Below are 24462 nucleotides of genomic sequence, written 5' to 3' on the forward strand. Positions count from 1 at the left end.
AGAGATAAACTCGCCATTAATCATCAATAATGCTCCCGATGCTGCCTCAACATGCATAGATTCGGGCACCAGGCTGAGGAGGAAAGATGTATCACACCGCTCTGGCGTATCGCAGCTACTCATTTGCCAGCCTCAAGGAGTTAATGGCAAAAGCATCCCCGGCACGTTCCGGGGATAACCTTGCAGGGATAGCAGCAGACTGCGCAGAAGAACGGGTTGCCGCTAAAATGGCGCTCGCAGAGGTTCCCTTATGTGAAATCCTCGACAATCCGCTCATCCCTTATGAAGATGATGAAGTCACCCGCCTGATTATCGATACGCACGATAAAAGCGCATTTCAGGCAATTAGCCACTTAACGGTTGGCGATTTCCGTGACTGGTTGCTTGATGACACCACAGACAGCCAGACACTGCGGGCCGTAGCAAAAGGCATCACGCCAGAAATGGCGGCGGCAGTCAGTAAATTGATGCGCAATCAGGATTTAATTCTGGCGGCCAGCAAGTGCCAGGTTACCACTCAGTTTCGTAACACTATCGGCTTACCGGGCCATCTCAGCGTGCGCTTGCAACCGAACCATCCAACAGATGATTTAAAAGGTATTGCCGCCAGCATGCTCGACGGTTTGCTGTATGGCGCAGGCGATGCCGTTGTGGGTATTAACCCCGCGAGCGACAGCCTCCCCGTGCTTGAACGCCTGAATTATATGATGGATGACATCATTAGCCGCTTTGCCATTCCGACTCAATCTTGCGTGCTGACCCACGTCACCAACACCTTGCAGCTTATCGAACGTGGTGTGCCTGTAGATTTGGTCTTTCAGTCCGTGGCCGGAACCGAAGCCGCCAACACCGGCTTTGGTATTAATCTGTCGCTGTTACAGGAAGCGCATGAAGCTGCACTGAGTTTAAAGCGCGGCACGCTGGGCAATAACGTGATGTATTTTGAAACCGGCCAGGGAAGTTGCCTGTCCTCTAATGCCCATCATGGCGTCGACCAACAAACCTGTGAGGCACGCGCATATTCCGTCGCCCGCCATTTCAATCCACTGCTGGTGAATACCGTTGTCGGGTTTATTGGCCCGGAATATCTTTATGACGGCAAACAGATTATCCGTGCCGGGCTGGAAGATCATTTCTGTGGCAAGTTGATGGGGCTGCCGCTGGGTTGTGATGTTTGCTACACCAATCACGCCGAAGCGGACCAGGATGATATGGATACCCTGCTTACGCTGCTGTGCAACGCCGGGCTGACGTTTTTAATCGGTGTGCCGGGCGCTGATGACATCATGCTCAATTACCAAAGCACCTCTTTCCACGATGCCTTATACGCCCGCCGCTTGCTGGGGTTAAAACACGCGCCAGAATTTGCACAATGGCTGACCCGCATGCAGATCATTGATAGCCATGGGCAGCTTCGATTAACGGGGGCAAGCCATCCGCTATTGAGCGTTCTGCCTCAGGGAGTGACCTTATGAACACGGATGCCTGGACATTATTACGGGAATTCACCGATGCACGTATCGCCCTTGGGCGCAGTGGCGCCAGCCTGCTAACCCGGGAAGTGCTTAATTTCGGTCTTGCCCACGCGCAAGCCAGAGATGCCGTCCATCAACCATTTCATAGTGAAGAAATCAGTCAGGCACTCGCAGAATTGGGCTTACCCACTTTTACGGTCAGAAGTGCGGCGCAAGACAGGCACATTTATCTGAACCGGCCAGATTTAGGTCGCATGCTTGATGATGACAGCCGTAACAGTCTACAAACCAGCAATATTGGCAGTTACGAGCTACTGCTGGTGATTGGCGATGGGCTCTCGTCCCACGCCGTACATCGCCAGGCGGTGGCGTTAATTCGTGAGTTGCTGCCCTATATCAAAATGCTGGGACTGACGCTGGCACCTGTTGTGCTCGCCCACCAGTCACGTGTCGCACTGGGTGACGATATAGGCGAAATACTCAACTGCAAAGCCGTGGCAATGCTGATTGGCGAACGGCCAGGTCTTTCATCCCCTGATAGCCTGGGGGTGTATCTGACATGGAAGCCGGAGCGCAAACGGCTGGAGTCAGAACGTAACTGTATCTCTAATATTCGCCCGGAAGGACTTAGCCACACGGCGGCCGCATTTAAGCTGGCATGGTTACTGGAACAAGCTTTTGTTCGCCGTTTGACCGGCGTGAAACTGAAAGATGAAAGCGACAACCCAGTTTTGCATCACAAAGTCAGGCCGCTTATCAGGCAGAAGTGATGAGACAAATTGTTGGCTTCAATAATTTCTACACACAAAAATGATTAAAACCGTTATTTAGCATGCAATGAAGCATATTCAGCACTCCACTTTGCAATATCCTGCTTCAAGTGACTCGGCATTGACATGTTAATCAGAGTATTATCAGGTGGAATACGGGCTAAAAACCATTTGCTGTATATCCTGTCAAATTCACCTGTAGAGAATATCTCCATCATGGCGTTATTAACTTCTTTTTGCAGGGCGAAAGATTCATGCGGTAACGCTAAAGCGAAAGGCTGAGCATCGATAAGATTATCGTTGGAAATAACATAATCATCCGGCGTCGGGCTTGTTGCTTTGAGCGAATAAAGCAAAACATCGTCCGCAACAAACACCGAGTTATCCGTAGATTTCATATCCTCAAAACCCGAAAATGCTGACTGGGTTAAATGGGTGAAGAGTGAAAAACCTAATTTAGCGTTTAGCTTCGTTACCGCTTGCACGGCTATATCACCCGACGTCACGAACACTGTGTGGCCTGAGAGCACGTTTGTGTTATCGAGGTGGCTGGATTTATGGGAGATAAATGCGGTTGATGCATAAAAAAACGGAATAGAAAACAACAGATATTGCCGTCTTTCGATAGTGTTGGTGATGTCCGAGCACTCTATATCAGACTGGTGATTCATCAATGACTGGAAGCGTGCTGCCGGAACGACTTTAATCCATTTAACCGCTAGCGGCGTGCCTATCTCTTTACCGATATGCTCCGCAAGGCTCTCACATAAATCAATCGCAATACCCTTGGGCTTACCTGTGAGCGTATATGAAAAAGGAAACTCACCATCCAAATATGAAAATGTGATGCTGTGTCGATCTTTGAGATGATTAATAGAATCGTCAGCCTTTGCAAAAAAAGACAGCAAAGAAACAAACACTATCACAACATACTTTATTTTCCGACATAAGATCATTAACATATTTATCATTTTGCCTGGTATTTATTTTATCAATTAATACACGCTGCCCAATGTAAAGCAAGCTTTCAATTCCCCTCTATAGAAATGCTAAAGTTAAAAATATTAAATATGCTATTTATGTTAGTAATAGATTGGTTTTTTATTACAACAAGAGAAAACAATTTAAAGATAATTGCATTATGTAAATTAGCTGTGCTGAATATCGGGCTTAGTACTTGTCCCGTACGGGTTTGATACTTATACCCGTCATACTTCAAGTTGCATCTTTGTTGGCTGCGTTCTCTCACCCAAATCACTTAGTTCACTAAGCTCATCGGGACTCGTTCTCTTGCCGCCGCGATGCAACTCGAATTATTTAGGGTATATATTATAAATATCCATTAAAAAGCACCAACTTCTGCTCAAGGTTTGATGATGAAAAAACTTATGTTAATTGCACTCGCTCTGTTCCCACTTGCCTCATTTGCGGCGCAACCGCAAGCATTCAACTTTAGCTGTGGAAAAACAGGCGGCGTATACAGCGATGGTAAAGGTGACGTGTGGGTCGATGGCCAGAAAGCGACGGTTAAACAGAGCAGTGCCAGCTACTGGGAAGCAACCAGCGGGAAAACCATTATCAGCATTGTGCGTTCTGCTGAAGGTAACCCTGATATCTCCTTTACGGGTCCTAACCGTACACACGGTGTCTGTTTAGCAGAAGATGAAGTCAGTTTTGCCCCCGCTGCGAATAAACAAACGGCAGCTAAATCTGGCCCTTCGTTCTCTTGTGCTGCCGTGAGCCAAGGGAGTATGGAAGAACTCATCTGCCAAAGTGATACATTATCGGCAATGGATCTCAAACTCACGGATACCTACAAGAAGGCACTGGTAAAATCTAACAATAACTCGACGCTTAAAGCAGAGCAACGCGGGTGGATTAAAGGTAGAAATGAATGCTGGAAAGCCGATGATAAAAATAAATGCCTGAGTGATGAGTATCAACAGCGCATCAGCGAACTGCAAAATAAGTATCAGGTGAAGTAAATACAGCCATAAAAAAACCCGGTATAAAAACCGGGTTTTTGTTTTAGAGAGCAGAGAATTACTTGCTTTTCTTGATGTGCTTGATCAAACGCTGACGTTTACGCAACTGGTTCGGTGTCAGGGTGTTACGTTTGTTAGCAAACGGGTTCTCCCCTTCTTTGAACTGAATACGAATTGGCGTACCCATGACGTCCAACGATTTGCGGAAGTAGTTCATCAGATAACGTTTGTAGGAGTCTGGCAGGTCTTTAACCTGGTTGCCGTGAATCACGACAATCGGCGGGTTATAACCACCGGCGTGAGCATATTTCAGCTTAACGCGACGGCCACGTACCAACGGCGGTTGGTGATCTTCAGCAGCCATAGACATAATACGGGTCAGCAGCGCAGTACTTACACGGCGCGTGGAGCTGTCATAGGCTTCACGAACAGACTCAAACAAGTTGCCCACACCGCTGCCATGCAGCGCAGAGATGAAGTGCACGCGAGCAAAGTCGATAAAGCCCAGACGATAATCCAGCGTCTCTTTAACTTGCTCTCTGACTTCGTTGCTCAGGCCATCCCACTTGTTGACCACAATCACCAGTGAGCGCCCACTATTCAGGATAAAGCCGAGCAGAGATAGATCCTGATCGGAAATACCTTCACGCGCATCAATCACCAGCAATACAACGTTAGCATCTTCAATGGCTTGCAGCGTTTTGATTACCGAGAATTTCTCAACGGTTTCCGTGATTTTGCCACGCTTACGTACACCCGCGGTGTCAATAAGAATGAATTCACGTTCATCGCGTTCCATTGGGATGTAGATGCTGTCACGGGTGGTGCCCGGCATGTCGTAAACCACAACGCGGTCTTCGCCAAGAATACGGTTAGTAAGCGTTGACTTACCTACGTTCGGACGGCCAACAATCGCCAGTTTGATGGGTAAATCGATAGGGTTGAAAGGTTCTTCTTCCTCTTCTTCAATCTCTTCGTCGTCTTCAGACACAATGCCATGTTTAGCATTGAATGCTGCCCAATAGGCTGCATCTTCATCAATTTCTTCTTCCGGCTCACGCGGATTTTTTTCGTCGATGAAAGGAATCAGAACGTGTTCGAGAAGCGTTGTCACGCCGCGGCCATGAGAAGCAGCAATCGGGTGAATTTCACCTAAACCCAGGGAGTAGAAATCAATAACTGCCTGATCCGGGTCCATGCCATCAGTTTTGTTTGCCACCAGGAAGGTTGGCTTCTGACGAGAACGCAGGTGTTTAGCAATGGCTTCATCGGCAGGCATCAGACCAGCACGTGCATCCACCATAAACAGCACCACATCAGCTTCTTCAATCGCTAACAGCGACTGCGCAGCCATATGTGTTTCAACGCCGTCTTCCGTGCCATCAATACCACCGGTATCAATAGCAATAAATTCGCGACCTTCCACTTCAGCACGACCATACTTGCGGTCGCGAGTCAGCCCCGGGAAATCCGCGACCAGCGCATCTCGGGTACGCGTCAAGCGGTTAAACAACGTGGATTTTCCGACATTAGGGCGCCCGACAAGCGCAACCACAGGTACCATGATTAAAACCTCATAACTCAAAATTCATCTTAAAACGACGTCAAATCACATCGTTTCTAAAAACAGGAAACGGCTCCTGGACTACGGGAACCGTTTCGCACTTAAAAATACTTCAGGCAAATTTAACGCTTAATAGCGTACAACGTACCGTCTTTAGCCTGAATTAACAGCTTGTCGCTGGCAACAACGGGCTCAGTCTGGAAGCCAGAACTGTCCACTTTTTGTTGAGCCACAAAACGGCCGTCATCGGCATTGATCCAGTGCATATACCCTTCGCTGTCGCCGACAACAAGATAACCGTTGTACAGAACAGGCGAGGTCAGATTACGGTGCAGCAGATCGCTTTGCGTCCACAGAGTGACACCGCCATCAGCATTCAGAGCCACAACGCGATCGTTCTGGTCGACAAGGAAAATACGGTTCGCATCAACAATAAAGTCGTTTACCGAACCCAGTTCACGTTTCCACATCACCTGGCCTGAACGTAAGTCCAGCGCAGTCAGGTTACCGTTATATGCCAGAGCATAAACCACACCGTTAACGATGACAGGCGTAGTATCGACATCGCTCAGGCGGTCAATTTCAGTTGCACCGGTTGCCTGAGAAATACGTTGCTGCCAAATCATCTGGCCTTGCTTCATCAGCACAGCACTTACGCGACCGTTATCACCACCAACAATAGCAGCACCAAACGCTATGGCTGGAGCGGATTCGCCACGCAGAGAAAGCGCTGGCATATCCAGGTTTACTGTCCATTTCACTGCACCATCAGTTTCGTCAAGAGCCTGAAGCTGACCATTGCTGGTGTGAACCAGAACCAAACCGTCGCTGACTACCGGGCGAGAAAGTACTTCGCCTGCAGCTTTGCTTTGCCACGCAATACTACCATCAGAGGTGTTAAGCGCATAAACCTGTGCTTTCTCACTACCAACGTATACGTGCGCACCATCAACTGTTACACCACCGGAAAGCAGTGCTGGCAGGTTGCTGGAATAGAAATTCGTTTTTTCAGACAGGTCAACAGACCAGACTTCTTTACCGTCATCCGCGTTAACGGCTTTCACAGTACCACGGCGGTCTGCGGCATAAATGTTGCCGTCCTGCCATGCTGGGTGCAGATTGGAGTAGAAATCGCCAATACCGCTACCAACAGAAGTACTCCATGATTTTTCAGGTTCAAACTGGTTTTCAACTGTCGGCAGTGGAGACATCTTTACCACGTCTTCTTCACCGCTAAACAGTGAACAACCGCTGAGCAGCGTCAGAGAAATCAGCCCTGGTACAAGTAGTTTACGCAATTGCATCGGGTCCCTCTTAGCTCGACAAATTATTAATTTTCATCTGCATCATTTCGCGCAGGGCTGGAGAAGCGTCAGTTTGTGAGCCTTTGCTCCACGCATCGCGTGCACCTTGCTTGTCCCCTTTGCTGAGCAGCGCTTCACCGCGCAAATCAGCAACAATCGCTACCCAACCTTCGCCTTTAATGCTGTCGAGGGTTTTCAGCGCCGCATCAGATTGCTTTTGTTGTATTTGAATACGTGCCAGACGCGCGTTGATAAGCGCCTGCAAATTTTCATCGCTGGTGCTGCTCAGGCCTTGCTGTAATTGAGCTGCCGCTTTCGCGAGATCATTGTTATCAGCGTATTTCTGAGCCAGCTCCAATGACGCCAAAGCGCCATAGGTGTTCTTAGTGCCGGCAGCAAATTTCTCTGCGGCACTCAGTGTCGCAGGTTGATCGGCACGCACAGCATCTGTAACAGATTGATATTCAAGAGAAGAAGCCATCGAACTTTCAGCCTGATGACTGTTCCAGTAACGCCAACCGACCAGCGCACCAATACCCAGTACGACACCTACTACCAGCGCTTTGCCATTTTCAGCAAAGAAGCGTTTTACTGCATCAACCTGTTCGTTATCGTTTTCGTAAATTTCCACGCAGTCCTTCTCCTTAACGATTAATCACCGGGGAAAATAACCCAGTAGCGCCTGCAAATGAGCCACCGCGTTTGTTTGTTCAACGGTAGTTTGCTCACCTGTGCGCAGATCCTTCACGACGACCTGACCATTTGCGACTTCAGTTTCACCCAGCACCAGGGCTGCACGCGCGCCCCACTTATCTGCACGGACGAACTGCTTCTTGAAGTTGCCACCGCCGTAGTTAGTCATCAGCTTAATAGCCGGGACCTGATCACGTAATTGCTCAGCTAACAGCATCGCCGCAGCTTGCGTTCCCTGACCTGACGATATCAGGTAAATATCGACAACAGATTCTGCTTTAAATTCCGGGTTGATAGCCTGAACCAGCAAAACAAGACGTTCCAGACCCATAGCAAAGCCAACTGCAGGTGCTGCACGGCCACCAAGTTGCTCGACCAAACCGTCGTAACGACCGCCCGCACAAACGGTGCCCTGAGAACCCAGGCTGCTTGTTACCCATTCGAAAACGGTACGGTTGTAGTAATCCAGACCACGCACCAGGCGTTGATTCACGGTATACGCGATACCCGCAGCATCAAGGTATTGGCAAAGGCCTGCGAAATGTTCACGAGAGTCTTCATCCAGATAATCACCCAGCGTAGGTGCATCATCCAGTAGAGCCTGAACTTCCGGATTTTTAGAGTCCAGTACACGCAACGGGTTGCTGTACATACGACGCTGGCAATCTTCGTCAAGCTTCTCTTTATGCTGCTCCAGGAACGCAACCAGCGCGTCACGGTAGTTAGCGCGTGCTTCAAGCGAACCAATTGAGTTCAGTTCCAGGCTAACATGCTGGTCGATACCCAACGCACGCCACCAGCGCGCGGTCAGCATGATCAGCTCAGCATCAATATCAGGCCCTTGCAGACCAAAGACTTCGACACCCAACTGATTGAACTGGCGGTAACGCCCTTTTTGCGGACGCTCATGGCGGAACATCGGCCCGATGTACCACAAGCGCTGTTCCTGATTGTACAGAAGACCATGTTCGATACCGGCACGCACGCAGCCCGCGGTGCCTTCAGGACGCAGAGTCAGGCTATCGCCGTTGCGGTCCTCAAAGGTATACATCTCTTTTTCAACCACGTCGGTCACTTCACCGATTGCGCGTTTGAATAACGGGGTCTGCTCTACAATCGGCAAACGGATTTCGCTGTAACCGTAGCTGCCGAGCACCTGTTTCAGAATGCCTTCAATGCGCTGCCAAATGGCGGTTTCGCCAGGCAGGTAATCGTTCATGCCGCGGATGGCTTGAATGTTTTTTGCCACGTTTATTCTCTACCGAATTTATACAAAAAATGAACCCGAAATCAGACTGCTTGCTTTAGCAAAACGTCTGGCGGGTTCAATCATACACGGGAAGCCGAATGCTTCCCATGTTTCGCACTATTTTTCCAGCTGCTGGATACTAATCCGCTGCGATTCATCGAGCATGGAAGCCTTGGCACGAATACGCGCTTCAAGCTGCGCAATCATGTTTTCGTTATCCATTCGATCACGCTGACGCACACCGTCTTCGTAGAAACCACTCTTCTTGTGACCACCGGTCACACCCAACGTGGATACCAGCGCTTCGCCCGGCCCGTTCACTACACAACCAATAATCGAAACATCCATTGGCGTGATGATATCTTCCAGGCGTTCTTCGAGAGCGTTCACCGTACCGATAACATCGAACTCCTGGCGCGAACACGTCGGGCAGGCGATAAAGTTAATACCGCGAGCACGGATGCGCAAAGATTTCAGAATATCGAAACCAACCTTGATCTCTTCAACCGGATCGGCGGCTAGTGATACGCGCAGCGTGTCACCAATCCCTTCGGCCAACAATAAGCCAAGGCCGATGGCCGATTTCACAGAGCCTGCACGCAGGCCACCCGCTTCGGTGATCCCCAAATGCAGTGGCTGATCGATCTGTTTAGCCAGCAAACGGTAGGATTCGACCGCGAGGAAAACATCGGATGCTTTTACACTCACTTTGAACTGATCAAAGTTGAGGCGATCCAGATGATCTACATGACGCATCGCGGATTCTAACAACGCCTGAGGCGTTGGCTCGCCATACTTTTCTTGCAGATCTTTTTCCAGCGATCCGGCGTTAACACCGATACGGATCGGGATATTTTTGTCCCGGGCACAATCCACAACGCTACGAATACGCTCTTCGTTGCCGATATTGCCTGGGTTAATACGTAGACAATCGACGCCATACTCAGCAACTTTGAGGGCGATACGATAGTCAAAATGGATATCAGCGACCAACGGGACGTTGACCTGCTGTTTGATGAGCCTGAACGCTTCTGCTGCGTCCATGGTGGGTACTGATATGCGAACGATATCGGCACCCACTCTTTCTAACGCTCGAATCTGATTAACAGTCGCTTCAACATCCGTAGTACGGGTGTTGGTCATCGACTGAACGGCGATCGGTGCCCCGTCGCCGATAGGAACATTTCCTACGTAGATCCGTTTGGATTTTCTACGCTGAATTGGGGCTTCATTATGCATTACAAATCTCCACAATTACGCGTCATGCTGGCTGCGATTATTCAGCACTTACTGTCAGACGTGCAACCTGGCTAGTTCTGATAAAGCGACTCAAATCGACAGGTTTACCCTGGAACTGAATCTGGACTGCAGCTGGAGCACCAATTTTCAATTTATACGGTGCCTGACCGGCTAAATTCAAATTGCCATCTTTACGCTGCATACCGCTGAATAATTTCTTACCCGTTGCGTCGGTCACTTCGAGCCAGCAATCGGCGTTGAAGTTCATCACTAGCGCATTCGCATCAGCCACAGGTGTATTCACAGCAGCCTGATCGGTAGGTAACGCACTATTTTGCGACGGTGACGTTGCAGTGGACTGCGCATTATCAACAGGTGCCAGGCTTGGTGACACAACAGCGGAAGAATCCGCTGGTGTGTTTTGCTGGGCCGTCACTGCTGGGGCTTGATTTGATGCTGAATCAGTTACAGGAGCAGGCTGTGTCTCTGCTGGAGTCTGCACAGGTTGCTGTGCAGAAGTATCAGACTCAGATGAATCACTGGTCGTTAGAGGTACTGACTGAGAGTTGCTGTTGCTGGCAGAAAGTTCAGCTGAAGATTGATCTGCCATAGTCGAGATTTCTTCCTGCTGTGCTTTGTGGTTTTGCCACCACCACGCACCCGTCAGGCCGATAACGACAAACAAAACGAGCCAGGTGACGCTCATCAGCCAACCGTCACGTTTCTTACGGCGTTTCCCCAGTGAAAAACTTTGCATTGGAGCAACTTTGGCCGCTCTGATAGGTGCGTGTTTTTCCATCATCGGCAACAGTTCTTCTTCCGGAATACGCACAAGACGTGCATAAGAACGGATATAACCACGCAGGAAGGTCGACGCTAACTCGGCAGGAGCCTTGTCATCTTCAATATCCCGAACGGTGGAAACTTTCAGGCACAGGCGCTCGGCCACGGCTTGTTGGCTAAGACCGAGTTCTTCACGGGCAACACGTAAACGTTCACCCGTGGTTTTTTCTGCATTTGATTCGTGAGTGGCTTCAGTATTCATTAGCTACAATTGCTGGGACTGTTCGATTGAGGAATTAGGCAGGAGTCTTGCAGCACAGCGTTTCCGCTTCACCACGCTCTCCCGCTTCGCGAAACAAATCTGTGTTCTGAAGGGTAAACCTCCAGACAACATAACATTCAGCTCAAACTGCATGTTCACATAAACATACCGCTTTGTGTGAACGACTTAATCATCGATGAGTTAACCATAGACAGCATTTTTAATGTTGTCAGTGTATTGCAAGCAGCGATGGCTTAAATAGATGCGCCTAAACTATTGTTGTACCGTTACATACTGCCTTAAAGCGCTATGAAACGCACCGTAATTATTAATCTTAAAGTCACTCGCTAAACTTGCATAACTCCAGGATATCACTATGTGTTTTTTGAACCCTGCACCAGCGCTGCTGCAGGGTTCATATCTGACTAACGTAATAGTTTATCAGACTGCTTTAACATCAATGGGTTCACCCTGCATACGCTTACGTAACGTACGTTTTGTACGGTCAATAACTTCGCCAGCCAACTGACCACAAGCTGCATCGATATCATCGCCACGCGTCTTACGCACGATGGTCGTAAAGCCATAACTCATTAATACTTTTGAGAAACGGTCAATACGGCTATTGGAGCTACGGCCATATGGCGCCCCAGGGAACGGGTTCCATGGGATCAGGTTAATTTTACATGGCGTATCTTTCAGACATTCAGCCAACTGATGCGCATGATCAGTACCATCGTTGACGTGATCCAGCAGAACGTATTCCACGGTGACACGGCCCTGGTTGGCGTTGGATTTCTCCAGATAGCGACGCACAGAGGACAGGAAAGTCTCGATGTTGTACTTTTTGTTGATAGGCATGATCTGGTCGCGGATTTCGTCCGTCGGCGCATGCAGAGAAATGGCCAATGCCACATCAATCATGTCACCCAACTTATCCAACGCCGGAACGACACCGGAAGTCGAAAGCGTAACGCGACGTTTAGAAAGCCCGAAGCCGAAATCATCAAGCATGATTTCCATTGCTGGAACCACATTGTTGAGGTTCAACAACGGTTCACCCATACCCATCATGACAACGTTAGTAATAGGACGTACGCCGGTTTTCTTTTGCGCGCCAATAATTTTCGCCGCACGCCATACCTGCCCGATGATTTCAGAAACACGCAGGTTACGGTTAAAGCCTTGCTGAGCTGTGGAGCAGAATTTACATTCCAGAGCACAACCAACCTGGGAAGAAACACACAATGTGGCGCGGTCTTCTTCAGGGATATACACCGTTTCAACGAGCTGATCGGCGATGCGAATAGCCCATTTAATTGTGCCGTCTGCGGAACGCTGCTCTTCAGCAACTTCAGGAGCGCGGATTTCAGCGACTTCTTTAAGTCTGTTACGCAGAACTTTGTTGATGTCAGTCATTTCATCGAAGTCATCACTGCAATAGTGATACATCCATTTCATGACCTGATCGGCGCGGAATGGCTTTTCGCCCATATCGGCAAAAAACTCACGCAGTTGCTGGCGGTTAAGATCCAACAGGTTAATTTTTTCGGACTTGCTGGAAACGACTGAAACTGGTGTCTCAGGAGTGACAATTTGCTCTGACATAATTTCTTCCGGCCTCGTTGTTACACGTTACGGCCCCAGGTGGGTTAAAAAGATACGCCCCGGAGAGCAGACTCATCCGGGGCGTATCATTGTACAAACTCTATGGCACAGATGCCATGACTGAAAACGATGTACATACAAAAAAAATGTAACGGTCGCTTAACAGATAGTGCCAATAGCTTAATTAATTGGGTTACCGCTGTTTTAGCCTGCAACCCAACCAGAAAAAGTTATTAGCGAGTACGTGGGCACACTTCGTCTTCAGCGAAGAAATATGCGATTTCACGCGCAGCAGATTCAGCAGAATCGGAACCGTGAGTACCATTTTCGGTAAAGCTGTCAGCGTAATCTGCACGCAAAGTACCCGCCAAAGCGTTTGCCGGGTTGGTAGCACCCAAGATGTCACGGTGACGCTGAACGGCATTTTCGCCTTCCAGAACGCTAACCATGATTGGACCAGAAGTCATGAACGCAACCAGACCATCGAAGAACGGTTTGCCTTCGTGCTCAGCGTAGAAACCCTGAGCCTGTTCAGAAGTCAGGTGCAGCATTTTTGCGCCAACAATCTTAAACCCAGCGGATTCAAAACGAGCATAAATATTACCAATAACGTTTTTTGCCACCGCGTTTGGTTTGATGATGGAAAAAGTACGTTCAATAGCCATGATTACCTCTGTGTCTGTTCTGTTTGCACCGGCCAGCCGGTTATGATTTGGCGCCGATTATAATGAGCAAGTCTTGCGTTGCCTATGGATGCAGGTAACATTTTTTTAAAATAAGATTAATATCGGTAACATTTTTGATGCGAGCGCCTAAAAAGTAGACTACCGACCTACTGCAATGTGAAATGAGCCGCTGCAATCTGCCCTGCCTCATCGAGGACCAAAACCTGATACGCCCCCGCTTTATCCAGATCCAACGCAATTCCGTTACGGTTTTCGCCGACAGGCTCACCATTCAAAAACCACCAGCGTTCTCCCTGCCCGCCCTGAACACTCAGGCGAAGCGCCAAGCGTAATTCGCCAGGCAGACGCTTCAAAATAGCGCCCTCGCGGACACCTAACAATAATAAAGGCGTAACTTCATCTTTCTGCGGCGCAGGACACAGCTCAGATTGCGCAGGCAAACGTGAAGCTCTTTTTTCACTGGCGGGTAGCCATGGCTCAAGCGGCAAAGGCCACAAAGATATAATTTGCTGCGTGGCACCCGGGCAATCAGCAGCCACGCGTTTTCCCTGATTATCTAACCAGACGACCTTCCTTAACCCCTGGATCCCCTCCTGCCCCGGCGCTTCCAGCGTGGGTGGTTCGCTTTTATCAAGTAACCAGCCCGTTAATCTGCGCCGGCAATTGCTGTCTCCGGCAGGCAAATCTTGCCCACCCGGCCAGCAAACTTGCCCTGCGGAAACAGAATCTGGGCGAGGGTCAACGGGCAAACGTGCTTGCTGCACCGCCGAACTGGCTTGCAGTAAATTGTTAACCTGATTGAGTAGCGGCACAGCACTGCCTAAGCCAAACTGCCCGGCAACGGGTGTACTGTCCGGGCGACCCGTCCAGACACCAATCAAATATCGTGGGTTTATTCCAATGGCCCACGCATCACGATACCCATAGCTGGTACCGGTTTTCCAGGCCAATGGGACCACAGCGGGCAATGTGGCATCTGGCTGCGGCTGTGCCTCACCCGCCAGAATACGGCGAATAATCCAGGCAGCACCCGCCGACATCAGCGGGCGCTCGATTAAGGGTTGTTCAGGCTGCAAACGCAACTGGGCAGCTCGCCCATGACGGGCGAAAGCGCTATATGCCGCAACAATCTGGTCAAGTCTCGCACCGCCGCCGCCAAGAATCAGAGAGAGATTCGGTTCACTTCCCGCCGGGAAGCGAAGATTCAGGCCGACGTTTCGCAATTGCGCAGCAAAACGTTTTGGACCGTACGCTTCGAGCACCTGTACCGCCGGGAGATTGAGCGAGCGCACCAGCGCTTCACTCATACTCACCGGCCCATGAAAGCCGGTATCAAAATTCCCGGGACGGTAATCACCGAAGCGGCGCGGCACATCCTGTAACAAAGAGGTGGCATGAATCAGCCCATCATCGAGCGCCATCCCATATACAAAAGGTTTCAGTACCGAGCCGGGCGAACGAATTGCAGTGACCATATCAACGTGCCCGAAACGGTTTTCATCGGTGATATCCGCTGACCCAACCCAGCCACGCACTGCCATTGTGGTGTGATCGACAACCAGTATCGCCATTGATGAACGTGGCGGGAGTTGAGCTTTCCAGTTCAAAGCCAGTTCTTCAAGTTGGCGCTGCAATGGCGCATCCAGCGTCGTCGTTATTTTTTGATCTTTACTGCGGCTCACCAGGTAACGAGAAAGAAGCGGTGCCAGTTGTGGCATCTGCCGTGGTGCCAGCCATACCGGTTCTTCCAGAGATTCTTTAACCTGCTGCGGCTCCCAGACGGCTTGTTGTGCCATACGCATAAGAACTTTGTTACGTGCGGCTTGTGCCCGTTCAGGCCAACGATCCGGGCGCAGGCGGCTGGGGGCCTGAGGTAATACCGCCAGTAATGCCGCTTCCGCATAACTCAGGTGCTCGGGAGATTTTCCGAGATAAACCCAACTGGCTGCTCCCACGCCCTGTAGCGTCCCGCCAAATGGCGCCCGGTTAAGGTAGAGCGTGAGAATTTCTTCCTTCGATAAATGCCATTCAAGTTGCAACGCGCGCCACACCTGGCGGATTTTCCCCCCAAATGTGCGAGGGTGCGGATCAAGCAGTCGGGCGACTTGCATCGTCAAGGTACTGCCACCCGAAATCACTTTGCCGCTAAGCAGATCCTGCCCGGCGGCACGTAAAATCGACAGCGGATTAATCCCTGGGTGATCCCAAAACCAGCGATCTTCATAGTTGATCAGCGCTTCAAGGTAGAGAGGAGATACATCGCTCAACGTAACCGGATAGCGCCAGATCCCATTCTCATCCGCGAAGCGCCATAAGGGGGTGCCATCAGCCGCAACAACAACTCGTGCAGGATTCGCCTGGGAAAGCGGCAGCGGCCAAAGCCTGTCCGCCAGCCAAATTCCCAGACATAACATAAGAGGCAGCACCACCAGTAAATAGCGGCGCCGCAAGCGTAATGGCTTTCGCACTTTGCCCTGCCCGTTACGGATGAACAGTCAGCATGCCTGTGCTGGCTCCTGTTGCCCGCCACTGAGGTACATACATCGACTCCACTTGCGAAACTGGCACCATATAGGTTCCCGGAGTCACTGCACGAGCCAGGTAAACCAGCGTCGCATGCTGCCCTTCATTGAGCGGTAACGCGGCAACAAAGCGATCATCACGGAACTCCATATGCTGAATATCCGCCTGTTGCATCTGGTTCAACAGACCCTGAACCTGGTTATCACTTTCACTCAGGTTTGCACTGCTTTCAGAAAGATTCTGGTTCTCCAGTTCAAGCCCGGCAGGTAGTAAATCAACAACCAGGGCATCAGGGACATTTTTATCCGCCCACACGTCCAGCCAGACCATCACCAGTTCACCGCTTTTCAGCTCTGACAACGACTTGCTGTTACCTTTCGCGTCAAGGAAATGGCGCTCAATATGCAGAACGTTGTTATATGGCGCGGGTGCTTGATTCGGGTAACCCACACTGTCTACACGAAGATAGAGATTGCCAGCCCCTGTGTTTGTGACCTGCAGGCCTGCAAGTTGCTCAGCATTCAGGTTACGAGTTACTGATTCAGTACCCGACAGAGGCTCAGCTGCGAAAGATGCCTGCGATTGCCAGTCCCCTTTGGCTGTTTGCCAGTTACGCTCGGCCAGGAATAACGCATTACTTTCCTGAGTCGACAACCAGCGCTGGCTGTAAGCAAGGTTAGAAAGCTCCAGCAGCAATTGATTCTGCTGGTCTGGCAACAATTTGTTCTCTTCGAGCAAACTCAACATCATCGCTTTATCACGCAGTTCGCTACCGTAATCGGCAAGCCAGCTGCGCTCGTCGCTACGATTCGTTTTCAAACCTAAGCTGATTGCATTGTCACCGCGTGGCGCATCCCCCATCAATTTTAACGCTACACCCAACTGCACCAGCGGCAAGCCCGCACGAGCGTTGGTATGACGTTGCCAAAGTTCACGCAAGGCACCAAGCGGTGCTTTTTGCTGGCGAGCCAGGACTTGTGCGGCATAGGCCTGAACCGCAAATTTACTGGCGGCTGCATCATCGCTATAACGCAGAGCGATAAGCCCCGAATCCTGAAGGTAACGCAGCAGGCGTTGGTTAGCCTTGTTGAGCAAATCTATATCCACGCTGTAACCTTGCTCGCTGGCACGAACCAGGAAGTCGGTCACATACGCCGTCAACCAGTATTCCTCAGGCCCTTCTTTGTCCCACAGGCCAAAGCTGCCGTTGTCACGTTGCATATCCAGCAGGCGAGAAATCCCCGCGTCGATTGCTGCACGACGCTGTTCATCAGTGGTGCCTTTAATGCCAAGAGCGGCTAACTGAGCCTGATTGGTGTAAAGCGACGGGAACAACCCACTGGTTGTCTGTTCAAGACAGCCATATGGATAGGCTTTCAGCTCACGAATATAGCGAGCGAGGTTTAGCGGCGGTCGACCACTCAATAGCACCTGGCCTTCAAGTGTTGCAGGTGCCAGGCCGGAAATATGTTGCGGTGGAACATCCCACACTTCACCTGCCGCCAGCACCGCACCACTGTTGATACTTTGTGCCGGGAATGGTGGTCGAACGCCTAACTTCCACTGTTTATTCTGCGGTGCAAAGGTTTCACCCGGCAAGTTAAGCCCGCTAATCTGTGCATCAAGTTGCCCGTCACCAAAGCCGTCCAGCGCACGGACTGGAATAAACAGCGTTTTGCGCGCACCCGGTGCCAGCGTAACGGTTTGAACCGGTTGGGAATCCAAAGCAAGCAAACCCGTCGTTGTCAGGTTAATGCTAAGTTGTTGAGGTTGGTCCGTCAGGTTGGTGAGGTCCATTGCTAAACGGCTCTTATCTCCGCTCGCCATAAAGCGCGGGGCTGCCAGTTCCGTGACGAGCGGTGCGGCGACCACCACTTTAGCTTCGTTGTTGCCAAAGCGGTCGTCGTTCCAGGCTTGCGCCATGACACGCAGCTCGCCGTTAAAGTCCCCAATGGGTAGCGTCACAGTCCCTTCACCGTTGGCATCTAATTGCACTGGCTGAGCCTGTTGAGCAATGATCGTGACATGGTTCACCGGCTTTTTACCGCCGCGACTGAGTTCGTCACCTTCATCGCCATCACCACCAAAACGCAGCGCCGCAAGCCGCCCTTCTCCTTCGATAACCTGGCCGTAGATATCGTATAAATCTGCGCCATAACGCTTACGCCCGAAAAATGCTTCCCACGGATCTGGCGTTTTATAGTCGGTGATATTTAACACGCCGCTATCCACGGCAGACACCAGCACATTAATTTGCTTCGGCATTTCACCGTTAATCGGCTGAGTTTTGACTTTCACTGTCAGGTTTTGATTCGGACGCATTTTGGCCGGGGCCTCCAGCGCCACGGCCAGACGGCGACTTTCGTCACCCAGCGGCAGATGCAAAATCCCAACTGCACGTTTCGGTGTTGCCGCACGACTCTTATCACCCGGTCGAATCACCAGGGTACTCAGATAAAGGTCATGGCGCTGCCAGCTTTTATCCACCGGAATAGCGATATCCAGGCCTTTTTCGGGAACATCAATTTCCTTCCACCACAGCGGGCCATCGCTGGACTCCACCATTGCGTAGCCTTTTCCTGCCGCCGGAGCAGAAATATGCAAATTGATAGTGTCGCCAGCTTTGTAGTTCGGCTTATCAATTTTCAGCGTGACTCGGTCCGGGCGCACAGCACCTGCGCCATCGCTGTTATCTTGCCAGCTGTAACCTGCCCAGAAGCGAATACTGCTAACGATATTCGTGTCCGGATCGCGCACTTCAAGGCGGTAGGATCCCCACTCAACCGGGAAGGCCACTTTGCCCGTTTCACCTGCGGTAAGATCCAGTTTTTGTTCGGCTTCCACTAAATCTTTCTGATCGTACTGAGACTGCCAGCCTTCTCCCTCTTCCCAACTCCAGAAGTAATCCCGGCGTTCGCGAATCAGCCGCACATCAAGCCCGGAAACGGCCAGCTTTTCCCCTTTAGCATTGGCAAAAACCACATCAAAACCTGCGCTACTGTCTTCATCAACAATAGGTTGGGTACGCGTGCTGTCGGTGCGGTAATCATAGATTTCTTTGCTGGCAAATTGCGGGCGAATACCGGGTAAAGCATCAGCAGGCCAGATGGCTTGCTCGGCACGGCGCGTGACCGGGCGGCCACCTGACTCCAGCAAGCTGGCTTGTAGCACCAACTTCAATGGTGAATGAACATCCGACCACTGGCTGTCAGCGCTGACCGTGGTTTTACCCTGTTCATCGAGTGAGAGCTGAACTTCATCCAGATTGCGGGTGAGGTTTTCTTCGTTAATGTCACCAAACTGGAAACCAGGCAAAGCAGATACCGCTTCGCGAAGAGGGCGCAGGAAAAGTTGCCCTTGCAAGCTATTGCCGGAAGCCGGTGCGCCATAGAGATAGCGCCCGGCAATCTGGAAGCTCACGGCGGAGTCTGGACTTGTAGGTTGTTGGCTGCTGGTGATATTGAGCGCCATGCGCTCAGGCATGAAGTCTTCGACTTTAAAGGTCCAGATCCGAGGTTGGTTATCACCCGTATTTACCCGCACCTGCCAGTTGCCAGTTTGCACATCCTGGCTCAGGGGATAGTTGAACTGGTACAAGCCCTTCTCTGGCTGCCAGACTTGTGTTCTGGCGACTTGTCCATCGGGTTTCACCACTTCGAGTTTCACTGGCTGTGCCGGTAAAATTTTTCCGTCGCTATCTCGTAATAATGCGTTGAGCAGCACCGTTTCACCTGGGCGGTAAAGATCGCGTGGCCCAAACATAAAGAATTGCTTACTGAAGCCGGCATCACCGGCAATATTGAACTCTGCAAGATCCAACGCCGGTCGGTTCAAGTCCAGCAGGGTGGTTTGCTCGCTGGTCCTCGCCAGTAATAAGGTTCCTTTTTCTATTTTTTCCAGTGTGGCGTGACCATCACCATCGCTGGTGGCCTGTGCCAGGGTTTGCCCTTTCTCGTTAAGCAGCGTGATTTCTACTTTAGATTGCGCGGCCCCATTTTCAAGGCTTTGAGTAAACACATCTAAGCGGTCATGGTAGCGGTGAGCCGATACACCAATATCGCTCAGCGTGAACAGCGTCGCGGCATTACTGTAACTGTAATGGCCTGCCTGATTCATAATCGCGATATAAACACCCGGCTGTTGCAACGGCTTAATTTCGCCAAGGGGTAACAGCAACTTTTCACGCGTATTACGTGCAGGATTGAGATCAAACCTGCCGGTGTAAACCAGGTCAGCAAGTTTTAATAGATTGTCAGACTCCCAGTTAGAGACCGCATTTCGATATTGCCACTGGCTAATAAAGGCACTTAACGATTCACTTTTTATTCGGTAGAAATTGACGTCAATTTTATCGACGTTGAGCGCCATCACCGGTAAACCGGCAATAACTTTGGTCGGCAGCAATGAACCGCGGCTGGCAAAGCCCACACTCGGTTGAATGTCACGCGTTGAGATTTGCTTTTCAAAGTTACTGTCGAAAGTCGTTTTATTGAGTGCAAGCAGCCCGCTATCGACAGTCAGAATCATTTCACGTTTCGGCTCGAGATGGCGTAGACGTAATTCTCTAAGGTCAGTCGAAAGTTCCCACGCGCCATCAACTTTCCCACTGGTTTTATCGACCAGATGCGCCACCTGGGAGAAGTCCTGGTTGGGATCTAAGGGAATCGAGAATGTGAGTACCAGCGTGCTCGCGCCATCAAGTTGCACTTCAGAGGCATCAAGCAATTTGAGTGGTTTACCCGCAGACCCCTTCGCGAGTTTCTCAAGTTGCGAGGCATCGGGCTTAGCAGGGGCTGCAACCTGTTGCTGGGCCGAAGTGTCATTCTTCGCCACCGTTTGTGGTTTATCGTTATTGTCACAGCCCACAAGTGCCAATGCACCCATCAGCGTTGCCGCCAGCCCTACCAGACGAATTGATTTCATTTTTATCCCTGGCCGATAAGGCCCATTAAACAACTCAGTTCAACAACTATTATGCGGGTACATCAGAAAAACGAAAGTATCCAAATTCTGCATTGCGTACTGGCTCGCAAAGGAAAGCAGGGATCGTGTAACGGTTTCATCAGCAAACCCTGTCAAAGTGCATGCGCGATCACAGCCTGGAAGGTTACATGTTACCTTATGAGTCATTTGTTTTTAAAACAATAGGATAGATGGATGAAGTGCCTTTTTTTTTGCTACATTTCTGGCTGAGTCGCTGCCTCAACGCGGTGCGAATACCCTAAATAATTCGAGTTGCATTGAGGCGGCAAGAGAATGAGTCCCGATGAGCTTACATAAGTAAGTGATTCGGGTGAGTGAACGTAGCCAACAAAGATGCAACTTGAAGTATGACGGGTATAGCCAAAGTAATAATAAGAGACTGCTAAATGAAAAGTGCCGTTAATGCCTTACAAAACTTCGGAAAATCGCTCTACGGCCCAGTGCTTATTTTACCCATCGTCGGTTTATTTATCGCGTTTGGTAATGTATTAGGCAATGGAAACCTGGCCGAGTACTTACCTTTCCTCGGTCACTCTTCTATTCAGCATACGGGTGTGCTGATCGCTAAATCTGCCGTTTCGGTACTGGCAAACCTGGCTCTGGTGTTTGGCGTTGGGATCCCAATTGGCCTTGCTGCAAAAGACAAAGGCTATGCAGCATTGATTGGCCTGGTCACTTTTATCGTCTTCATTAATGCGATGAACGTAACGCTGCAATTGCAGGGTGAATTAGCACCTGCCGACCAAATGCGGGCCGCAGGGCAAAGCATGGTTTTAGGTGTGCAAGTGCTTGAGATGGGTGTTTTTGCCGGGATACTGACCGGGGCGCTTTCAGGATATCTGTACAACCGCTATTCCGGCGTACAGTTTTCTGGCGCGATGGCCATTTACTCCGGCCACTGTTTTGTTGCGATTATTATGCTTCCGGTTTCAATGCTGCTTGGCGTAGTGATGAGCGAGCTTTGGCCGTTTGCTCAACATGGAATCAGCGCACTGGCATTAGCGATTAAAGGTGCCGGGGCATTTGGCGTTGCTATCTACGGTTTCCTCGAACGCATTCTGGTGCCAACGGGTCTACATCACCTTGTTTATACCCCATTCCTGTATACCGAATTAGGCGGGACTGCCGATGTTTGCGGCAGTGTTTACCAGGGAGCGCGCAATATTTACTTCGCGGAAATGGCGTGTCCGAGCGTCCATCAACTTAGCAGCACCGTCGTGTGGGATGCTCGCGGCATAAGCAAAATGTTCGGCCTGCCTGCTGCGGCACTCGCCATGTATATGACGGCGAAACCTGAGCGCAAAGCGGCAGCCAAAGCCATTCTCATTCCCGCAGCGTTGACCTCCATGCTGGTTGGCGTGACTGAGCCGCTGGAGTTTTCCTTCCTGTTTGTCGCCCCACTGCTGTTCGGCGTGCACGCGGTACTGACTGGTATTGGCATGATGCTGTTCTATCTGTTGGGCGTTCACGCCATCGGTGCCAACGGAATTATCGATTTCATCCTCTATAACCTGCCGCTTGGCACTGAGAAATCCAACTGGCCGATGTATATCGCAGTCGGGCTGGTGATGTCGGTTATCTATTTCCTGGTGTTCCGCTTCCTGATCCGCCGTTTCGATATGAAAACACCGGGGCGTGAGAGCGACGACCAGGAGACAAAACTGTATAGCAAACAAGAGTATCAAGCCAAAGGCAGCAACGATGGCTTGGGTGAAGCGATTATCGAAGGCCTCGGTGGCCGGGCCAATATTGAAGTGGTCGACAACTGTTACACCCGCTTGCGAGTCACGGTGCGGGATGTGTCAGTTATCAACGAGCCCCGCCTGAAATCAACAGGCGCGAAAGGGGTCATTAAACAAGGTAATAACGTTCAGGTGGTCTACGGGCTGCATGTCAAAAAAATGCGTGAAGCAGTAGAGACATTTCTCTAAAGGAGTCAATGATGTTTAAACCCCCGTTTATTTTGTCCATTGCCGGTGGTGGCAGTACTTACACTCCGGGCATTGTTAAAAGCCTGATGGTGCGCCTGGCCGATTTCCCGTTAGCTGAGATTCGCCTTTACGATATTGATGGTGAGCGCCAGTCGGTCATTGCTCCGGTGGTAGAGAAAGTCATTCGTGACCATAGCCAAAGCATCAAATTTACTGTCACCACCGACCCGGAAGTCGCCTTTAGCGGTGCCCATTTTGTCTTCGCACAAATGCGCGTCGGGCAATATAAAATGCGTGAGCAGGATGAAAAAATCCCGCTACGTCATGGTGTGGTTGGGCAGGAAACCTGTGGGCCAGGCGGCCTGGCATATGGCCTGCGCACCATTTTGCCGATGGTTGAATTGTGTGATTTTGTCGAACGTTACGCGAACCAAAAAGCATGGATTGTGAACTACTCCAACCCGGCGGCAATTGTGGCTGAAGGCGTGCGCCGCTTGCGTCCAAACGCCCGAGTGCTCAATATTTGTGATATGCCGGTTGCGGCAATGCGCAATATGGGTGCCATCCTCGGGGTTGATCGCCATAAGCTTGAAGTCGATTACTTCGGCCTGAACCATTTCGGCTGGTTTACCCGCGTGCTGGTTGATGGCGAAGACCGCCTGCCAGAGCTGCGCCGCCATATCGCTAAGTTTGGTCTGCTGACCGAAGATGCCGCGCAAACCGATCCACAGCATTCGGACCCGTCGTGGGTGAAAACCTGGCGCCATATCAAACCGATTATGGATCATTTCCCGGAATTCCTGCCGAACCCATATTTGCAGTATTACCTGATGCCGAACGATATCGTCGAGCATCAAAACCCGGACTATACCCGCGCTAATGAAGTGATGGATGGGCGCGAGAAGAAACTGTTTGCCGCAGCCGCCGAATACAAGCAAACCGGTATTTTGCCGGATGCCTTCCACGTTGGTGTGCACGGGGCGTTTATCGTTGATGTCGCCTGTTCTCTGGCCTTTGATTTACGCCAGCGCCATCTGGTTATTGTGGAAAACAAAGGGGCGATTGCCAACCTGCCGTATGACGCCATGGTGGAAGTCCCGGCTTACATCACATCGGAAGGCCCAGAGCCTGTGCGCATGGGTGCGGTTCCGCTGTTCCATCAGACATTATTGATGCAGCAGCTAGCTTCTGAACAATTGCTGGTTGAAGCCACTATCGAAGGCAGCTACGAGAAAGCATTGCAGGCGTTTACGCTCAACCGCACCGTGCCGACCATGCAACATGCAAAAGCGATTCTCGACGATATGATTGAAGCTAATCGTGATTACTGGCCGCAGTTGCAACAAGCGTGGAAAGATGGCGAAGCCGTGAAATAGTTTTGCAATAAATACGAGGTACCTCGCGCAC

At 50.6% G+C, this 24462-nt stretch carries 16 protein-coding genes; 5 read left to right on the forward strand and 11 right to left on the reverse strand.

The window, feature by feature from the left end; genetic code table 11:
* The first annotated feature begins 86 nt into the window (after positions 1-86).
* On the forward strand, positions 87-1475 hold the full coding sequence (locus M975_RS13690) for an ethanolamine ammonia-lyase subunit EutB (RefSeq protein WP_064560274.1): 1389 nt from the start codon (positions 87-89) through the stop codon (positions 1473-1475).
* Positions 1472-2245: an ethanolamine ammonia-lyase subunit EutC gene (eutC, locus tag M975_RS13695; protein ID WP_064560276.1), complete on the forward strand. Its 774-nt coding sequence runs from the start codon at positions 1472-1474 to the stop codon at positions 2243-2245. Before M975_RS13690 ends, eutC begins: the two co-directional genes overlap by 4 nt.
* Positions 2246-2298: 53 nt before the next feature.
* Here the strand turns inward: eutC and M975_RS13700 are convergent, their stop codons facing one another.
* The gene (locus M975_RS13700) at positions 2299-3207 is read right to left on the reverse strand and encodes a transporter substrate-binding domain-containing protein (protein ID WP_064560279.1); all 909 of its coding nucleotides are present in this window, start codon (positions 3205-3207) and stop codon (positions 2299-2301) included.
* A gap of 414 nt (positions 3208-3621) precedes the next feature.
* Between M975_RS13700 and M975_RS13705 the strand changes: the two genes are divergently transcribed.
* A complete protein-coding gene (locus tag M975_RS13705) occupies positions 3622-4230 on the forward strand; it encodes a lysozyme inhibitor LprI family protein (RefSeq protein WP_064560281.1) in 609 nt (202 codons plus the stop codon).
* Between the two features lie 58 nt (positions 4231-4288).
* On the opposite strand, the gene der is transcribed toward M975_RS13705, so the two are convergent.
* From der to M975_RS13755, 10 genes are all read right to left on the reverse strand, one after another.
* Positions 4289-5794, reverse strand: a complete 1506-nt coding sequence (gene der, locus M975_RS13710; RefSeq protein WP_064560283.1) for a ribosome biogenesis GTPase Der — start codon at positions 5792-5794, stop codon at positions 4289-4291.
* A 122-nt stretch (positions 5795-5916) separates the two neighbouring features.
* Positions 5917-7098, reverse strand: a complete 1182-nt coding sequence (gene bamB, locus M975_RS13715) for an outer membrane protein assembly factor BamB (protein ID WP_064560285.1) — start codon at positions 7096-7098, stop codon at positions 5917-5919.
* 10 nt (positions 7099-7108) lie between these two features.
* Positions 7109-7729, reverse strand: coding sequence for a YfgM family protein (locus M975_RS13720; RefSeq protein ID WP_064560287.1), 621 nt, complete (start codon positions 7727-7729; stop codon positions 7109-7111).
* Between the two features lie 24 nt (positions 7730-7753).
* Positions 7754-9040, reverse strand: coding sequence for a histidine--tRNA ligase (hisS, locus tag M975_RS13725; protein ID WP_064560289.1), 1287 nt, complete (start codon positions 9038-9040; stop codon positions 7754-7756).
* Between the two features lie 117 nt (positions 9041-9157).
* Complete coding sequence (ispG, locus tag M975_RS13730) at positions 9158-10279, reverse strand: flavodoxin-dependent (E)-4-hydroxy-3-methylbut-2-enyl-diphosphate synthase (protein ID WP_064560291.1); 1122 nt, start codon at positions 10277-10279, stop codon at positions 9158-9160.
* A 37-nt stretch (positions 10280-10316) separates the two neighbouring features.
* Entirely contained in the window at positions 10317-11324 is a 1008-nt protein-coding gene (rodZ, locus tag M975_RS13735; RefSeq protein ID WP_064560293.1) for a cytoskeleton protein RodZ, read from the reverse strand.
* Between the two features lie 441 nt (positions 11325-11765).
* Positions 11766-12932, reverse strand: a complete 1167-nt coding sequence (gene rlmN / locus M975_RS13740; protein WP_064560295.1) for a dual-specificity RNA methyltransferase RlmN — start codon at positions 12930-12932, stop codon at positions 11766-11768.
* A 233-nt stretch (positions 12933-13165) separates the two neighbouring features.
* Entirely contained in the window at positions 13166-13597 is a 432-nt protein-coding gene (gene ndk, locus M975_RS13745; RefSeq protein WP_064560297.1) for a nucleoside-diphosphate kinase, read from the reverse strand.
* A 167-nt stretch (positions 13598-13764) separates the two neighbouring features.
* Positions 13765-16068 (reverse strand): peptidoglycan glycosyltransferase PbpC, encoded by a 2304-nt coding sequence (gene pbpC, locus M975_RS13750; protein ID WP_425339009.1) that lies wholly within the window; start codon positions 16066-16068, stop codon positions 13765-13767.
* A gap of 31 nt (positions 16069-16099) precedes the next feature.
* Positions 16100-21064, reverse strand: a complete 4965-nt coding sequence (locus M975_RS13755; RefSeq protein ID WP_064560300.1) for an alpha-2-macroglobulin family protein — start codon at positions 21062-21064, stop codon at positions 16100-16102.
* A 446-nt stretch (positions 21065-21510) separates the two neighbouring features.
* Between M975_RS13755 and M975_RS13760 the strand changes: the two genes are divergently transcribed.
* Positions 21511-23055, forward strand: a complete 1545-nt coding sequence (locus M975_RS13760) for a PTS transporter subunit EIIC (RefSeq protein ID WP_064560302.1) — start codon at positions 21511-21513, stop codon at positions 23053-23055.
* Between the two features lie 11 nt (positions 23056-23066).
* Positions 23067-24431: a 6-phospho-alpha-glucosidase gene (locus M975_RS13765; RefSeq protein WP_064560304.1), complete on the forward strand. Its 1365-nt coding sequence runs from the start codon at positions 23067-23069 to the stop codon at positions 24429-24431.
* Positions 24432-24462 lie beyond the last annotated feature (31 nt).

Origin of the sequence: Buttiauxella brennerae ATCC 51605 (assembly GCF_001654925.1) — a bacterium.
In the GTDB taxonomy this organism is placed as follows: Bacteria; Pseudomonadota; Gammaproteobacteria; order Enterobacterales; family Enterobacteriaceae; genus Buttiauxella; species Buttiauxella brennerae.

What these genes read in the sequence shown, in the direction of transcription:
- der (WP_064560283.1), bottom strand. Translation starts at nt 5,794, where the DNA reads ATGGTACCTGTGGTTGCGCTTGTCGGGCGCCCTAATGTCGGAAAATCC.
- ndk (WP_064560297.1), bottom strand. Translation starts at nt 13,597, where the DNA reads ATGGCTATTGAACGTACTTTTTCCATCATCAAACCAAACGCGGTGGCA.
- bamB (WP_064560285.1), bottom strand. Translation starts at nt 7,098, where the DNA reads ATGCAATTGCGTAAACTACTTGTACCAGGGCTGATTTCTCTGACGCTG.
- M975_RS13700 (WP_064560279.1), bottom strand. Translation starts at nt 3,207, where the DNA reads ATGTTAATGATCTTATGTCGGAAAATAAAGTATGTTGTGATAGTGTTT.
- M975_RS13690 (WP_064560274.1), top strand. Translation starts at nt 87, where the DNA reads ATGTATCACACCGCTCTGGCGTATCGCAGCTACTCATTTGCCAGCCTC.
- M975_RS13760 (WP_064560302.1), top strand. Translation starts at nt 21,511, where the DNA reads ATGAAAAGTGCCGTTAATGCCTTACAAAACTTCGGAAAATCGCTCTAC.
- M975_RS13705 (WP_064560281.1), top strand. Translation starts at nt 3,622, where the DNA reads ATGAAAAAACTTATGTTAATTGCACTCGCTCTGTTCCCACTTGCCTCA.
- eutC (WP_064560276.1), top strand. Translation starts at nt 1,472, where the DNA reads ATGAACACGGATGCCTGGACATTATTACGGGAATTCACCGATGCACGT.
- M975_RS13755 (WP_064560300.1), bottom strand. Translation starts at nt 21,064, where the DNA reads ATGAAATCAATTCGTCTGGTAGGGCTGGCGGCAACGCTGATGGGTGCA.
- M975_RS13765 (WP_064560304.1), top strand. Translation starts at nt 23,067, where the DNA reads ATGTTTAAACCCCCGTTTATTTTGTCCATTGCCGGTGGTGGCAGTACT.
- rlmN (WP_064560295.1), bottom strand. Translation starts at nt 12,932, where the DNA reads ATGTCAGAGCAAATTGTCACTCCTGAGACACCAGTTTCAGTCGTTTCC.
- rodZ (WP_064560293.1), bottom strand. Translation starts at nt 11,324, where the DNA reads ATGAATACTGAAGCCACTCACGAATCAAATGCAGAAAAAACCACGGGT.
- ispG (WP_064560291.1), bottom strand. Translation starts at nt 10,279, where the DNA reads ATGCATAATGAAGCCCCAATTCAGCGTAGAAAATCCAAACGGATCTAC.